Raw genomic sequence first — 15,362 nt, forward strand, 5'->3', positions numbered from 1 at the left:
ACCGGCAAGCACTTCAACCACTAGCTCCTTCTTCGTTTCAACAGGGCACCTGAATCGTCTTTTCATCGATTTACTCCTTACTCATTTTAGTGTATATGAGGTGGATTGGAGTGTCCAATTGGATTAGGGGGCTATATAGCAGTGTCCGCCAATCTTACAGAGTAACCACTAAATAGCTTGCATAGTGCAGTACATTTCCACAATATTAATTTAAAAGGCACTGATTGACTATACTCGCCAACATCGCGGAGTATCGTGAGCCGTAGATTTAATCAATAAGTCTTTGAAGGAGTAACCGATGTATTTATCCAGAACGGAAAAGAACAAGCGTAGGAAAAAGAAAAAAGGAAAAAAAGGACCACTACAAAACCGCGTTTGGGTCTTGCTGAACGTTACACTAATTGCGGCCATTTTAGTCCTTGGGACATATTATTATGTAGAGGAACGTTTCGGTCAGGGGAGCGAACAGACAACGCAGGGAGATATATCAAGTGATAACCTAGGAAACAACACTCCATCCGAACCGATCATGTCTGAGACTCAAGAGAGTGAAGAGGGAGCGCCTAATGTTGCGGAGAATGGATCGGTAGCAGAAGAGCCAGAGCTTAATTCGGGCTCAGATGAAGGTGAGGAAGATTTGCAACCTGACGAAGGAGCGAAGGCGGATGAAACATTGCTCTTTCACTTTGCGGGAGATACGATGTTCTCTGATCGAGTAGCGCAGACATTGAAAATAGAAGGCTATGAATATCCCTTCAAACATATCAGTGAATTGTTTCGAAAAGATGACCTGAGCATGGTGAATTTAGAGACTCCGGTTACGTCATTCGGCACGAAGGCCGAAGACAAGACATTTGTATTCAAATCTTTACCTGAGATATTGCCCTTCGTGGCTAACTCAGGGATCGATGCGGTCAATTTAGCGAACAATCATATTTTGGATCAAGGTGTAGAGGGATTGCTAGACACGATCTCGCATTTGAAGGAAAATGATATTAAATATGTAGGTGCAGGTAAAGATGCTGATGAGGCTTATGCACCTCTCTATATTGAGCGTAAAGGAATAAAGATTGCGATTTGCGGCTTCAGTCGAGTGATACCTAAGGTAGATTGGGCAGCGGGTAAAGGAAAACCAGGGGTTGCAACTACGTATGATCCCGCTCGTGCCCTGAAAGCGATTCAAACGGCGAAGGAACATGCTGATCTAGTATTAGTTATGGTTCATTGGGGGAAGGAACGCACGACGATTCTTGAGAAGCACCAAACCTCACTTGCGCACGACTACATCGATGCCGGAGCAGACCTTGTGATCGGTGGTCATCCACATGTCATGCAAGGTATAGAACAATACAAAGGCAAATGGATTGCGTACAGTACGGGTAACTTTATTTTTACAAAGAATGCTAAAGTGCCAGATACTTGGGAAACGGCTGTTTTTGAGACGAAGTGTACCCGGGAAGGCGCATGTGACTTGAAATTAATCCCTTACTTAACTGAACTGGGGCAACCAGTTCCAATGAATTCAGAAGACGGAACGAAGTTACTCAGAAGAGTAGAGAGTTTATCCGAAGGTGTAAAAATTTCGGATGCCGGTGAAGTGACCTCAACATCCCCTTAAATGCGAGTTCAAAAAGTCAGGTTTTCAGCACCAAGAGCTTATGCTTACGATGCTGCGTTTTTTCAAAACGCTTCAGAAGGTTGGATAAAGCTAGGGACAGAGGAGCGGAGCGTAGGCAAAACCTACGTGAGCACCGGAGGTCCCGGCTGAATTCAAGATTCGCTGTCGAATATACCTCTTGATTTGCTTCGTGATCAAAAGATGACTTTTTGAACAATCCCCTTAAGTGATTTGCTGAAGGAAGAAGGCGCTAATGACATGCATAATCTTTGCGTAGCCCATCGAGGGTTCTCTAGTAGGGCTCCTGAGAATACGATGGCAGCGATCTCGCTCGCCATGAAACAGTCTTATGTGCAGTGGGTAGAGGTCGACGTCCAATTATCCAAAGATGGGGTCCCTTTTCTAATCCACGATTATAAGTTAAATCGAACAACAAGCGGACGAGGACTCGTCAAAGATAAAACCTGGGCCGAGCTTAGAACATTGGATGCGGGAAGCTGGAAGTCCAAAGAATATAAAGGGGAACGTTTGATTTCACTCGATGAATTTCTAGACACTATATGTGGCCGCCTCCGAGCCAATATTGAAATTAAGACACAGGGGGATATGTACCCGGGGATTGAGGAAAAGGTGATATCCGCTGTAAAACGGCGTCAGATGCAAAATGACGTGGTGTTGACCTGTTTTGATCCTTTGATCCTAGCAAGGGTGAAGGAAATTAGTCGTGACATCCAAACGGGTCTCATAATAGAAGGTAATCCGAGTGACTTACTCTTACGGTTACAATTACTTCGATGCTCTTTCCTTTCGATCAATTATCGATATTTGACGGCTGATCTAATTACCCAGGTGACCAACTATGGAATAACCATCATGGCTTGGACATTGGATAATATCGGAGCAATAAAATCGATTGCTGCCATGCATAAAGGAATATTAATCTGCACGAATAAACCGGATATTTGGTATCAAGCTATGTTTTAAAGGGGGACTTAATTAATGAATAGATTGATTCAGAACGTATATTGTGTTGGACGAAACTACCGCTTACATGCCGAAGAGCTTGGAAATGAAGTGCCATCTGAGCCTATGATATTTATGAAACCTTCACATGCGATCGTCGCAATGGATGGAAATACACTGTACTTACCTGAAGGGCGCGGAGAGATTCATTATGAAACAGAGCTGGTACTAAGAATAGCTCGTCCTTATGAACCGGGTATTTCAGTAGATGATCTCGTTGATGTAATGGCATTTGGTATTGATTTCACATTACGAGAGGTGCAAAGTGAATTGAAGAAGAAGGGACATCCTTGGACGGCAGCTAAAGGGTTTCGAAATTCAGCACCGATGACTCCTTATATTGCTTTTCCTGGGAGTTCTCAGACTGCAGCAGAAGATTTCACACTTTCCAAGAATGGTGAGATCGTACAGCGAGGTAATATTAATAACATGATATTCTCGTTACAATCGATAGTGGACTTTATAGCAGAGCGATACGGGCTGGATGAAGGAGATCATATCTTCACAGGAACCCCTGAGGGTGTTGGTCCAGTGTTTGCAGGGGACAAGCTGGAGATCGCATATGGTACTAGGGAATTGGGAAGCTGTAGCATTCAATACGGCTTATCATTATGATAATCAATTGGATTATTGGGGCGCTCTGCGCCCTCTTTGTGTCAGTAGCTGCATATAGGAAGGGCTCCCTTTCCTTATCCGGGATGTTGGCAGCTATCGTGATGGGAACGGTGTATTATGGTGCCGGAAATAGCTTCTGGTTCGGTATATTGTTGTTATTTTTCGTGACCTCATCAGTATTCTCTAAATTCCGCGGAGACCGAAAGCTGGAACTGGAGAAATCCTATGCCAAAAGCGGGCGAAGAGATATGATGCAAGTATTCGCCAATGGGGGATTGGGGATGCTGGCCTGTCTAGGTAATTTCTTTTGGCCAGATCCAGCTTGGGGATATTTCTTCGTGGGCTCGATGGCCGCGGTTACGGCTGACACATGGGCGACGGAGTGGGGAGGTTTAAGCAAGAAAGCGCCAATATCGATTATGACCTGGAAAAGAGTTCCTGCCGGAACGTCGGGTGGAGTGTCTCTGCTAGGAAGTTCAGCTGCATTAGCAGGAGCTATTATGATTGGCGGTGCGGCTTGGATACTGTTACACTGGATAGGTGACGGCGAATCTTCCTCTCTTTTACTAGTGAAATGGGTTATAATAGGTGGGTTATCTGGGTTTGTTGGAGCCTTTGCTGACTCACTACTTGGTGCAACTCTCCAAAAAATGAACCGCTGTGTCGTTTGCGGTAAGAGTGTCGAAGTAAGCGTCCATTGTGACCGAAGTACGGTTCATGAGCGGGGATTACATTGGCTAAATAATGATATGGTAAATTTGATCAGTGCTCTAGCTGCTGGATGCCTTGCATGGGCGCTCGGGATGATCTGGATATAAGGTTTATAGCTTGTATAAAGTCTATATAGAGAAGTAGGGAACCTGAATGAACATAATGATAGTTGAACATTTAAGTAAAAGTTACGGGGAAAAGATATTGTTCGAAGATGTCTCCTTTGGTATGGATGAGAACGACAAAATCGGCGTAATCGGTGTGAATGGGACGGGGAAATCTACATTTCTCCGCGTGATCGCTGGATTAGATGAACCTGATGGTGGACGCGTGGCATTGAACAATGATGCTCGAATTACTTTTTTGGCTCAGAATCCTGAGTTTGATCCCGACATAACAGTGCTTAGAGCTGTATTCCAGGGTGGTAGTCCAGAGCTTCAGGCTGTGTCTTCTTATCTGGAAGCGGCGGAACTGTTGGAGCAACATCCGACAGAGGCTGGATACCAGGAACAAATGACTAAATGGAGCCAAGAAATGGATCGGTTGCAGGCCTGGGGGCTTGAGAGTGAAGCCAAAAGTGTGTTATCTAAACTTGGAATTCCTGATTTCAGTAAAAAAATGGGGACCTTATCAGGGGGACAACGTAAGCGTGTTGCTTTGGCATCTGCGCTCATTCTTCCTTCTGAGCTACTCATTCTGGATGAGCCTACAAACCATATTGATAATGATTCCGTTGCCTGGCTGGAGGCGTACTTGCAGAAACGGCGGGGGGCGTTACTACTAATTACCCATGATCGTTATTTCCTAGACCGGGTTTGTAATGTAATGCTTGAGATGGATCACGGCCGTTTATTCCGTTATGAAGCCAATTACAGCCGATTTTTAGAGCTTAAGAGCGAGCGAGAGGAACGAGAAGCTTCGACAGAACAGAAACGGAAAAATCTGTTGCGCACGGAACTTGCTTGGATTCGTCGTGGAGCTAAGGCGCGATCAACGAAACAGAAGGCGCGTATTGATCGATTTGAAAAGCTACAAGGTGCGAAGAACATTTACAAAAATGATTCGCTTGATATCTCTGTTGCTTCAACAAGGTTAGGCCGTAAAATTGTTGAAATATCCGGCTTGCGCAAATCGATAGGAGATCGTCTACTCATTGACGATTTGACTTATATTGCAGTTCCTGGCGATCGGGTTGGCATCGTTGGTCCGAACGGTAGTGGTAAGTCGACCCTGTTGAATATGATTGCCGGTCTTATAGAGCCTGATCAAGGCGAGGTCATGTTAGGTGGGACTGTTAAGCTAGGCTATTTCACGCAGGAACATCAGGAGATGGATGGAAAGCAGCGTGTGATCGAGTATATTAAAGACGAGGCAGAGGTAATAACGACTGCAGATGGATCGCGGATCACGGCAGCACAAATGTTGGAGCGGTTTCTTTTTGAGCCTGCGATGCAGTGGACTCCGATTGAGAAGTTATCAGGCGGCGAGAAGAGAAGGCTTTATTTGCTCCGTGTGCTGATGGCAGCTCCGAATGTCCTTTTACTTGATGAACCTACAAACGATCTCGATATCGGAACATTGACCGTGCTAGAGGCGTATTTGGACGAGTTCCCAGGCGCTGTGTTCGTTGTATCTCATGATCGGTATTTCCTCGACCGGACGGTGGATAAAATTATGGCCTTCGAAGGCGAGGGTGCTGTTGCTGTTCATGTTGGAGATTACAGTGAATATGAGGAACGCAATCAAGGTATCACTGAGGCGAATAAAGAGAAGAGTGATGCGACACAGAATACTAGTACTACAACTACTGCATCTACCGGAACGGCGGGGAAGGAATCCAACGTTGAAAAGCTTAAATTCAGCTATAAAGAGCAGCGGGAATACGAAGCGATTGATGGGATGATTGAGGCGGCGGAACAACGGATCGCTGATATAGCGAGCAACATGGAATCCGCGGCAAGCGATGCTTCATTACTCCAAGCACTGATGACCGAACAGAAGGCAGCAGAAGATGAACTAGAACAACTACTAGAGCGCTGGACTTATTTAAATGAAATGGCTGAGAAAATAGAGAGTCAACGTAACGGGTAAGTTGTGGTTCGCTTGCTCACCGCAGGCGGTATTCTTACCGCTATGATCATGTTCATAAGAAGGCTTTGAAAGAACATTTTGAACATGACTGAATCTTTTCTTTGTAATTAAAAAGAGAAGTAGACAAAAGGTCAGGTTAAGGTGATTATCCTTGACCTGACCTTTTTGTATTGTTGGTTCAGTGGCCTATGCTGGAAGTAGCGGAGAGGACGGAACGATTGTGTAAAAGCGTAAGCGGTCGCCTTTGTCTCCAAATTTACTCCGCTAAGGATAATTCAATAAATTTGGAGACAACAGCGATTGAAACGGGCGGTCCGTTCTCGCAGCGTCTCCCACAATACCTACTATTCTGGTCAGCACAGAACCCCGCTCGCTATCGACATCATCAACTTGATCCTGTTAATTTGGTTCATTTCACTTACACCGGCATCATAATCAATGGCTGTAATATTAGCACCAGGATATAGTTCTTTCAGTCCTTTAACCATGCCACGTCCCGTGATATGGTTGGGCAGACATGCAAACGGCTGAATACATACGATGTTATTCACTCCATGATCGAGTAGCTCCATCATCTCGGCAGTGAGGAACCAACCTTCGCCCATTTGGTTACCGATGGAGACCAATCGGCTTGCCTTGTCAGCGAGGCTGTAGATACTCTCAGGAGGGTCTAGGTGCGGACTTCCCTCAAGTGCCTGTTTCATTGGCTTGCGATACAATTCCAAGTATCCGATCAGCATGGGGTTCAGAAAACCTAGCATTTTGTTCTTACCCATTTGATCGGCCTTATAGATTGGATTGTATAGACAATAGAACATGAAGTCGAGAAAGTCAGGAACAACTGCTTCGCCACCCTCGGCCTCGATTACTTCTACGATTTTGTTATTGGCATCGGGATGGAATTTAATAAGAATCTCCCCGACTATGCCCACACGTGGTTTGGTTACTGAGATTAATGGCAGGGACTGAAACTCCTTGACCATACTACGTATGTTCTCTTTATATTGTCGGAAGGAGAAACTTTGCAGCGAAAGTTTGCTTAGTTCCATCCATTTACGGAACAAGATCTCTGTATCACCCTTGTTCGATTCATAAGGACGATATCGATAGAGAAGCCGCATTAACAGGTCCCCATAACAGGAAGCGGCGATGAGTCGATTGATTGTTTTTAAGTTTAATTGGAACCCGGGTTGATTCTCCATCCCAGAAACATTCAGCGAAATGACAGGGATCTGCTCCATGTTCGCCTCTTTGAGTGCTTTACGTAGTAAGGCAATATAATTTGTTGCCCGACAACCTCCACCCGTCTGAGATAGGATTACAGCAGTTCGATTGTGATCGTAATCACCACTTCGCAAAGCCTTCATGATTTGTCCGATGGTCATAATGGCTGGATAGCATGCATCATTGTTAACGAACTTTAATCCTTCATCCGTTGCCTCTTTACTAGCAGTTTCCAGTATCTTGAGCCTATATCCTGCTTCACGAAATACCGTCTCAAACAGTTCGAAATGAATAGGAGACAGTTGAGGTGCGAGAATAGTATAGGTTTCTTTCATAAGTTTAGTAAATGAAGCAGGGGCAGCGGGTGCGGTGGAAAGTTGAGCTGTGATTTGACGATCCTCTCGTTCTCTCATCGCTGCGAGTAAAGAACGCAGACGAATTCGCGCCGCTCCTAAGTTACTGATCTCATCTACTTTTATTAATGTGAAGGTCTTGTTGTGACTTTCCAGAATCTCCTGTATAGCATCAGCAGTTATAGCATCGATACCACATCCAAACGAGGTAAGCTGTACAAGCTCAAGGTCATCCCGCTCGCCGACAAAATAGGCAGCACGGTACATTCTACCGTGATAGGTCCACTGATTGACGACAGAGAGAGGGTGTTTCACAATGCCTAGATGGGTCACAGCATCTTCTGTAAGGACCGCAACCCCCATCCCGATGATCAATTCGGCTATGCCGTGATTAATTTCAGGGTCGGCATGATAAGGATGGCCGCAGAGTACGATCCCTTTTCCGCCGGTTCGTTCTAGATGGGCTAGCGTCTCGTCACCTTTGTTGCGGATATCTTCTTTAGCCTGCCAGGATTCAGTGAGCGCCTCATCAACCGCAGATAGTAGTTCTTCTTTTGGGATATCTGCGAACGTTTCTTGTAGTCGTTTCTTGAGCACAGAGACGTTATCGAAGTTCAGAAATGGACTGATTAGCGGAATCCCCGATTCCTTGAGTCCATCCATATTGGTGCGAATCACCTCGGGATAGGAGGCGACAACAGGGCAGTTGAAATGATTGTCTGCTTTCTCGTCTTCTCTCTTCTCGTAAATGACCGCAGGATAGAAGATGAAATCCACCTTACTACGGATGAGACTTTCGATATGACCATGAGCTAGCTTGGCAGGGTAGCAGACTGATTCTGAGGGAATCGTCTCCATCCCGCGCTCATACAATTTCTTGCTAGATTTAGGCGACAGAACAACCCTATAACCTAGCTGTGAAAAGAAGGTATGCCAGAACGGATAATTTTCAAACATGTTAAGTACTCGTGGTATCCCGACGGTTCCCCGAATAGCCTGTGCAGGTTCTAGTGAAGTGTAATTAAAGATCCGTTCATATTTGTACTCCACCAAATTCGGTAGATCGCTCTTCGCCTTCTTCTGATTCGCCCCTCGTTCACAGCGATTGCCTGTGACATGGAAGCTTTTATCTGGAAAGCGGTTAACGGTTAAAGCACATGTATTACTACAGAGATTACATCTGGCCTGTGACACCTCGTAAGCGAAGCTACCCAGTTCTTCCTGTGGAAGGAGGGTGCTAGTGCTATTCTCTTTACTCCGCTCTTTGGCAATAAGTGCCGAACCGTAGGCTCCCATTATTCCCGCAATATCAGGCCGTATAACATGCCGACCCGTCAGATTCTCGAATGCGCGTAACACAGCATCATTACAGAATGTACCGCCTTGAACGATAATATGTTGACCCATTTCCTCTGGATTGCGGATTTTGATTACTTTTTGTAGCGCATTCTTAATGACAGAATAAGCAAGTCCGGCGGAGAGATCGGGAAGGGAGGCCCCTTCCTTCTGAACCTGCTTTACCTTGGAATTCATGAACACCGTACAACGGGATCCTAGATCCACAGGTTTGGTAGATAGAAGAGCCTGCTTAGCGAACTCAATAATGTCGACTCCGAGCGCTTTGGCGAAGCTCTCAAGAAATGATCCACATCCCGCTGAACAAGCCTCATTTAGCATAAGGCTATCTATCGCTCCACCACGAATCTTGATGCATTTCATATCTTGACCACCGATATCAAGGATGAAATCAACATCCGGCATGAAATGCGCGGCTGCTCTATAATGAGCAACAGTCTCAACCTCACCGCCATCGATACGGAAAGCGGTCTTAATTAGACCCTCCCCGTATCCTGTAACACAGGAGTTAGCAATGAAGCAGCCCTGTGGTAATAGCTCGTAGAGCTCCTGTAGAGCACCTGAAAGAGAGTTTAGTGGATTGCCTTTATTTCCTGCGTAAAAAGTATGTAAAATTTGATTGTCTGATCCGATGAGTACCAGCTTGGTTGTAGTAGAGCCCGCATCAATACCTAGAAAGCACGGACCAATGTAAGTAGCAAGTTCGGAGCGTGGTGCTGCTGCGCTGCTGTGGCGAAGCTGAAAGGCTTCAAGTTCCTCGTTATTCGCGAAAAGGGGAGGGAGCAGGGCATCTGAATTTTGATCTGCACTGAAGTTGACACCTGCTAACTTTTGCTGCCACTCCAATAAACCTAGGGAAGGACCTTCCGTTCCGTGCAAGCAAGAACCAATTGCTACAAAGTAATGAGCATTTGCTGGGAAAATGACCTCGTCCTGAGATAAACCTAACGTTACAATGAAACGCTCACGTAATTGTGGAAGAAATGTCAGCGGTCCACCTAAGAAAGCGATCTTACCCTTGATAGGTCGTCCGCAGGCTAATCCACTAATCGTCTGGTTAACGATACTTTGAAATATAGAAGCTGCGATGTCTTCTCTCCGAGCTCCTTCGTTAAGGAGTGGCTGAACATCTGTCTTAGCGAAAACCCCGCAACGCGAGGCAATAGGGTAAATCGTTTCATGGCGACTTGCCAAATCATCTAATCCTGCCGGATCAGTCTCAAGTAGCGCCGCCATTTGATCAATGAACGCACCTGTTCCCCCTGCACAAGCATTATTCATCCGTTGTTCGATGCCACCAGTGAAATAAATAATTTTCGCATCCTCACCGCCAAGCTCAATAGCTGTATCGCTCTCAGGAGCGATATGTTTAATCGCCTTACTGCAAGCGACCACTTCTTGGAGGAAGGGGATACCACCTAACTTGGATAATGCTAATCCTGCTGATCCACTGATACATACGGTGGCCTCTGCATTCGGAAATTGATGGCTTACATTGTTCCATAAGGAGAGAATCGCAGTTTGTATATCACTATAATGTCGAACGTATTCTTGATATACGATCTCTAACTCGTTCATGACAATGATTTTGGCAGTTGTTGATCCAATGTCCATTCCAATATGAAGTAACATGGCTGTTCACCTATCCCTGCTTAAATTTGATCTATCCCGGAGAATTTCTCGCGAATTAATTCCAGTGACTGAACGAACAAACAGAGTTGTTCTTTGGAGAAATCGTGAAGCATGGTCTCAAACATCGCATTGCGTTTGTGGACCATCTCCTCTAATGCCAACTTTCCTTCAGGTGTCATCTGAATCCAGCAAACTCGCTTGTCTTCTTTGTCTTTGATCCGTTCCAAGAGGCCCTCAGCCACCAATTTGTTCAACGCGATGGTGTTAGCACTCGAAGAGAGCCCGACGACATCGGCGATATGGGAGACCATACATTTCTGGCTTCTGTAGACAGCAAGAAGGATGAAGAATTTACTAGGCAGAATGTTATCGCCGTCGCTAAAAAATAATCGACCCATATTATGTGCTATCTCAAGCGTAGTTTCACATATGTTCTCTATAACTTCAGTACTGGGGTTCATAAATTGCCACATCCTTTACACTTCGTAAAAGGTTTTATGATAAAGCTTTATAATCAAACCATATCATGACATACGGGCTGAAAGGCTGTGAGAAATGTAACACTATATGGAAAATAATTCATATGATTCACCAAAAAAACACGTAAGAAGCGCCGGTTTTGGCTACTTCTTACGTGTTTATTTAATGACTATGATTTGCTTAAGATCCCGTGAATCGCCGGGTAACATGATCTCTGCTGCGTTCAACTGGGATGAACCATCGCCGTCAAGGAATATCCCTTCCTTCTCGGAGCCTGGAGCAATCGTGCTTTGTACAGCATCTCTAAATTCCGCAGCCGTACAACGAGTGGGTGTAACGATGAGCCAAAGCTTTCCTGAATCGTCATAGACGAGACCGGAACGGAGGCGTTGCTCATCCGGGTTTGGAAGGTGCTCACGCTCAATAGCAGCACTCCATAGGTCATCGTTCTGTAAATTCATGCTTACGCCACCCTGGGCAAAATAGTGGCTTCTATCCATAACTTCAATCTCTTCAACTGTGGAGACAACTTGTATAGAGAAGCGGCTTGCTGTTTCGTCCCATACCAGTGTACCTCGATCATATTTGGTATTAAACCATCCAGAGCCAAATTCTCCGGCTGTTCCTTTGACAGGAATGTCATCGTTCACTGCGATATTCAATACGGACTCCTCATAGAAAAATCCACCGTTTATTCCGTATAAATGGTATTCGCTCAGAGGTTTATCAGCTGCTCTTAGTTCAATATGCTCCGGCTTTACAGCGAGTGCATGAACCTTGACGCCATTGCGAGCTTCTATTTCATGATAAGTATAAGGATGGGGAAGAAGGTTGGTTCGTCCCCATAACAACATGAGCACAATGCAGAAGGTAATGGCCAATGCTGAAGCAGTGGCTAAACTTAATCGATGTAGTTCAGTCTTTAACATATGCGGCTAGCAGTCGCGTTGTATTCAAGATAGCCTGTTTGTGGGTGCGCTCCATGGCATGGGATGCATGAACACCAGGACCAATGAGTGCTGCGCGGATGTTATGACCTGCAGATAGCGCAGCAGAAGCATCGGATCCATAGTGCGGATAAATGTCCACCGCATAAGGGATATTCAGCTCTTTAGCTAGCTCAATGAGCTTACCGGTCATTTCATAATCATAAGGTCCGCTAGAGTCTTTGGCACAAATCGAAACATCGGTTTCCTTGCAGCTAAGGTCGTCGCCCATAGCGCCCATGTCAACAGCGATCATTTCATGAATACCCTCTGGGATCCATGAAGCTCCATGTCCTACTTCTTCAAAGTTAGAGATAAGGAACACGAGATCATGGCGTGGAACCCAACCTTCACGCTTACTTGATTCAAGCAGTCCAAATAGAGCAGCAACACTTGCTTTATCATCCAAATGTCGAGATTTCACATAGCCACTAGGTGTAATCACAGCACGTGCATCGAACGAGATGAAATCTCCTGGTGAAATCCCCAGTTTCAGCACGTCTTCTTTATTTTCAACTACTTCGTCGATACGTACTTCCATGTTACTTTCAATACGTTTAAAGTCCCGTGCGTCACTGTATACATGAACGGATGGATGGGTCGACAGAATAGTTCCACTATATGTCTTACCACTGCGGGTGTGAATGGTACAGTATTCATTCTCTATACTGTGCATCATGAATCCACCCACAGAAGTGATAGCAAGTGTACCACGCGATGTAACCGAGCGGACCATGGCACCAAGTGTATCCACGTGTGCGCTGAGTGCGATAACTCGGGAGGAATCTTTCCCTTTCACACGCAGAATCGCACCACCCTTTTCATTTTGGGAAAAAGGGATATCAAGTGATTCCGCTTCAGCTTGAATCACTTTCATAATGTCATGAGTGAATCCGCTTGGGCTAGGAGTTTGAAGTAGGGTTGTTAGAAGATTCAAAATATAAGATTCATTTAGTTGTATGTCCAAATCGAAAAGCCTCCTAATTCTAAATGCTTGTGTTTTGTTATTTTGTGTTGATTTCTTCTTCGGGAGCGGGAATTTCGGATGCCATGGCTTCCGGAGCAGTATATCCGGTTGCTTCTTGAATATGTAGAAGTTGGGCCTTTAAGGCTTTAACTTCTCTTTGCAGACGGTATCCACGGTAAATTCCGAAGGAACCGACAATGATACCACCAAGTAACGTACAACCGAGAATGAGTAGAATTAACGGTATGTCCACGGAACCGGCAAACAGATTCACATGTACAGGGTCCACGTTCATGACAGCAAATACGGCAGTGATTAATGCAAAGATTAGCGCAAGGATCAGAGACCATTGAATTTTCACCTTAGGAAAAACCTCCTTTATACTTTAATGACAGTATAAAATCCCTTACTCTAAGGAGCAAGGGATTTATTTACAGAGCGGCAGTTACTTGGTCAAGTTCTCCATTTGTTCAATCAGTTCTTCGAAGATATTCATCGCATCGCGAATCGGTTGAGGAGAGGACATATCTAGCCCAGCTTTTTTGAGAATGTTGATGGAATAGTCACTACCACCACTCTTTAAGAAGCTCAGGTAACGATCTACTGCTGGTTGACCTTCTTCAAGAATCTTCTTCGAGAAACTGGTTGCCGCTGAGAATCCAGTAGCATATTTGTACACATAAAAGCTGTTATAGAAATGAGGGATTCTTGCCCACTCCATTTCAATCTCTTTATCCACAGCCATTTGCTCACCATGATATTTAACATTGAGGTCGTAGTAAATCGACGATAACTCTTGTGGGGTTAAGGAGATACCCACTTCAGCCCGTTCATGAATAATCTTCTCGAACTCAGCAAACATAGTTTGACGGAATACGGTAGTCCGGAACTGATCTGCATAGTAAGTTAGAAGATACAGCTTTTGTTTCGGATCAGTGGATTTCTTCAACAGGTAATCCATCAATAAAGCCTCATTCGTCGTCGAAGCTACTTCGGCGAGGAAGATGGTATATTGTGCATCACGGTAATCCAAGTTCTCGTCTGAGAAATAGGAATGTAGAGCATGACCCATTTCATGAGCTAGCGTAAACATGCTGTTCAGATTCTCATTGTGATTCAGTAGTACGTAAGGGTGGGTGCCGTAAGCCCCCCAGCTATAAGCTCCTGTACGTTTTCCCTCATTCTCGTAGACATCAATCCAGCGGTTGTCGAAACCTTCGCGAAGTGCTGTGAGATAATTTTCACCGAGTGGTTTCAAAGCTTCTTCAACCATCTTCTTAGCTTCGTCATAGGTGATGTCCCACTTGTATTCCTCTACCAGTGGAGCAAATAGATCGTACATGTGAAGCTCATCCACGCCAAGCAGTTTCTTACGTAGCTTCATATAGCGTTGTAAGAGTGGAAGACTCTCATGAATCGTGTCGATTAGGTTAGTGTATACTTCCTTCGGTATGTTATCGCCATATAGAGCCATTTCCAGTACGGAAGGGTATTTGCGAACTTGTGAATAGAAGATATTCTTATTTACATTGGCATTTAATGTAGCAGCAATCGTATTTTTTTGCTTACCATAGGTCTCATATATTGCTTTAAATGCTCGTCGGCGCACATCACGATTTGGGTTCTCTAGGAATTGAATGTAACTACCATGAGTGAGCTCAACTTCGTTGCCGTTCTCGTCTTTAATCTTTGGAAACTTGATATCCGCATTATTGATCATACCGAAAATTTGTTGTGGTGCTTGAGATAGGTTACCAACTTGTGCTAGTAATGCTTCCTCAGTTTTACTAAGTACATGTGCTTTCTCGCGTTTGATCTCTTGCAGAGTGAATTTATAAGGTGCCAGATCAGGATGTTCAATTAATTGATCAAGTTCTTGCTCAGGTAGAGATAAAATCTCCGGTGTAATGTAAGAGAGTGCCTCACTGATCTCAACGCTAAGTTTCTTTGCTTTTTGTACAAGTGCTTGGTATGTAGAGTTTGTTGTATCTTCATCATGGTTGAGATGGGCATATACATATAACCGTTCGATTTCTAGTGAAAGTTTGTCTTCAAGTGTAAAAATAGCCTTGATGTTCTCCGCGGTATTCAGTTTACCCTCAAATTCGGAAGCCTTCTTCTTCATCACTTTCAATTCATCGTATGTTTTATCCCAAGCTTTTTGATTTTCAAATAAATCTTCTAGTTTCCAACGGTTCTCAGTTGGCACCTCAGAACGTTTCGGTAATGTGCTCATTGGAATCCTCCTTTGTTTTGGGGAAAATGATGGCTGTTCATTCTTAGCAGTTGTCCCGTTTGGTATTGCC

At 44.7% G+C, this 15,362-nt stretch carries 11 protein-coding genes; 5 read left to right on the forward strand and 6 right to left on the reverse strand.

The features are described from left to right. The first annotated feature begins 298 nt into the window (after positions 1–298). The 5 genes from EJP82_RS19690 to EJP82_RS19710 all read left to right on the forward strand — a co-directional run bounded on the left by EJP82_RS19690 (position 299) and on the right by EJP82_RS19710 (position 6,058). Entirely contained in the window at positions 299–1,618 is a 1,320-nt protein-coding gene (locus EJP82_RS19690) for a CapA family protein (RefSeq protein WP_127193789.1), read from the forward strand. Positions 1,619–1,876: 258 nt separating this feature from the next. Beyond that, positions 1,877–2,602: a glycerophosphodiester phosphodiesterase gene (locus EJP82_RS19695; protein ID WP_127193790.1), complete on the forward strand. Its 726-nt coding sequence runs from the start codon at positions 1,877–1,879 to the stop codon at positions 2,600–2,602. Between the two features lie 15 nt (positions 2,603–2,617). Then, positions 2,618–3,256, forward strand: coding sequence for a fumarylacetoacetate hydrolase family protein (locus EJP82_RS19700; RefSeq protein ID WP_127193791.1), 639 nt, complete (start codon positions 2,618–2,620; stop codon positions 3,254–3,256). Positions 3,257–3,258: 2 nt separating this feature from the next. Continuing rightward, on the forward strand, positions 3,259–4,074 hold the full coding sequence (locus EJP82_RS19705; protein ID WP_127193864.1) for a DUF92 domain-containing protein: 816 nt from the start codon (positions 3,259–3,261) through the stop codon (positions 4,072–4,074). 46 nt (positions 4,075–4,120) lie between these two features. Next, positions 4,121–6,058: an ABC-F family ATP-binding cassette domain-containing protein gene (locus tag EJP82_RS19710; RefSeq protein ID WP_127193792.1), complete on the forward strand. Its 1,938-nt coding sequence runs from the start codon at positions 4,121–4,123 to the stop codon at positions 6,056–6,058. Positions 6,059–6,411: 353 nt separating this feature from the next. Here EJP82_RS19710 and EJP82_RS19715 read toward each other — a convergent pair whose 3' ends face one another. The 6 genes from EJP82_RS19715 to pepF all read right to left on the reverse strand — a co-directional run bounded on the left by EJP82_RS19715 (position 6,412) and on the right by pepF (position 15,292). Then, entirely contained in the window at positions 6,412–10,623 is a 4,212-nt protein-coding gene (locus tag EJP82_RS19715) for a 2-hydroxyacyl-CoA dehydratase (protein ID WP_127193793.1), read from the reverse strand. A 20-nt stretch (positions 10,624–10,643) separates the two neighbouring features. After that, positions 10,644–11,084, reverse strand: coding sequence for a MarR family winged helix-turn-helix transcriptional regulator (locus EJP82_RS19720; RefSeq protein ID WP_170220245.1), 441 nt, complete (start codon positions 11,082–11,084; stop codon positions 10,644–10,646). A gap of 177 nt (positions 11,085–11,261) precedes the next feature. After that, positions 11,262–12,032, reverse strand: coding sequence for a hypothetical protein (locus EJP82_RS19725; protein ID WP_127193795.1), 771 nt, complete (start codon positions 12,030–12,032; stop codon positions 11,262–11,264). After that, on the reverse strand, positions 12,019–13,056 hold the full coding sequence (locus EJP82_RS19730; protein ID WP_127193796.1) for a M42 family metallopeptidase: 1,038 nt from the start codon (positions 13,054–13,056) through the stop codon (positions 12,019–12,021). Before EJP82_RS19730 ends, EJP82_RS19725 begins: the two co-directional genes overlap by 14 nt. A 37-nt stretch (positions 13,057–13,093) precedes the next feature. Next, the gene (locus EJP82_RS19735) at positions 13,094–13,417 is read right to left on the reverse strand and encodes a LapA family protein (RefSeq protein ID WP_127193797.1); all 324 of its coding nucleotides are present in this window, start codon (positions 13,415–13,417) and stop codon (positions 13,094–13,096) included. An 84-nt stretch (positions 13,418–13,501) separates the two neighbouring features. Next, the gene (gene pepF / locus EJP82_RS19740) at positions 13,502–15,292 is read right to left on the reverse strand and encodes an oligoendopeptidase F (RefSeq protein WP_127193798.1); all 1,791 of its coding nucleotides are present in this window, start codon (positions 15,290–15,292) and stop codon (positions 13,502–13,504) included. Positions 15,293–15,362 lie beyond the last annotated feature (70 nt).

The sequence above is a fragment of the Paenibacillus anaericanus genome, from assembly GCF_003994475.1.
Classification (GTDB): domain Bacteria; phylum Bacillota; class Bacilli; order Paenibacillales; family Paenibacillaceae; genus Fontibacillus; species Fontibacillus anaericanus.

What these genes read in the sequence shown, in the direction of transcription:
- EJP82_RS19690 (WP_127193789.1), top strand. Translation starts at nt 299, where the DNA reads ATGTATTTATCCAGAACGGAAAAGAACAAGCGTAGGAAAAAGAAAAAA.
- EJP82_RS19695 (WP_127193790.1), top strand. Translation starts at nt 1,877, where the DNA reads ATGCATAATCTTTGCGTAGCCCATCGAGGGTTCTCTAGTAGGGCTCCT.
- EJP82_RS19700 (WP_127193791.1), top strand. Translation starts at nt 2,618, where the DNA reads ATGAATAGATTGATTCAGAACGTATATTGTGTTGGACGAAACTACCGC.
- EJP82_RS19710 (WP_127193792.1), top strand. Translation starts at nt 4,121, where the DNA reads ATGAACATAATGATAGTTGAACATTTAAGTAAAAGTTACGGGGAAAAG.
- EJP82_RS19715 (WP_127193793.1), bottom strand. Translation starts at nt 10,623, where the DNA reads ATGTTACTTCATATTGGAATGGACATTGGATCAACAACTGCCAAAATC.
- EJP82_RS19720 (WP_170220245.1), bottom strand. Translation starts at nt 11,084, where the DNA reads ATGAACCCCAGTACTGAAGTTATAGAGAACATATGTGAAACTACGCTT.
- EJP82_RS19725 (WP_127193795.1), bottom strand. Translation starts at nt 12,032, where the DNA reads ATGTTAAAGACTGAACTACATCGATTAAGTTTAGCCACTGCTTCAGCA.
- pepF (WP_127193798.1), bottom strand. Translation starts at nt 15,292, where the DNA reads ATGAGCACATTACCGAAACGTTCTGAGGTGCCAACTGAGAACCGTTGG.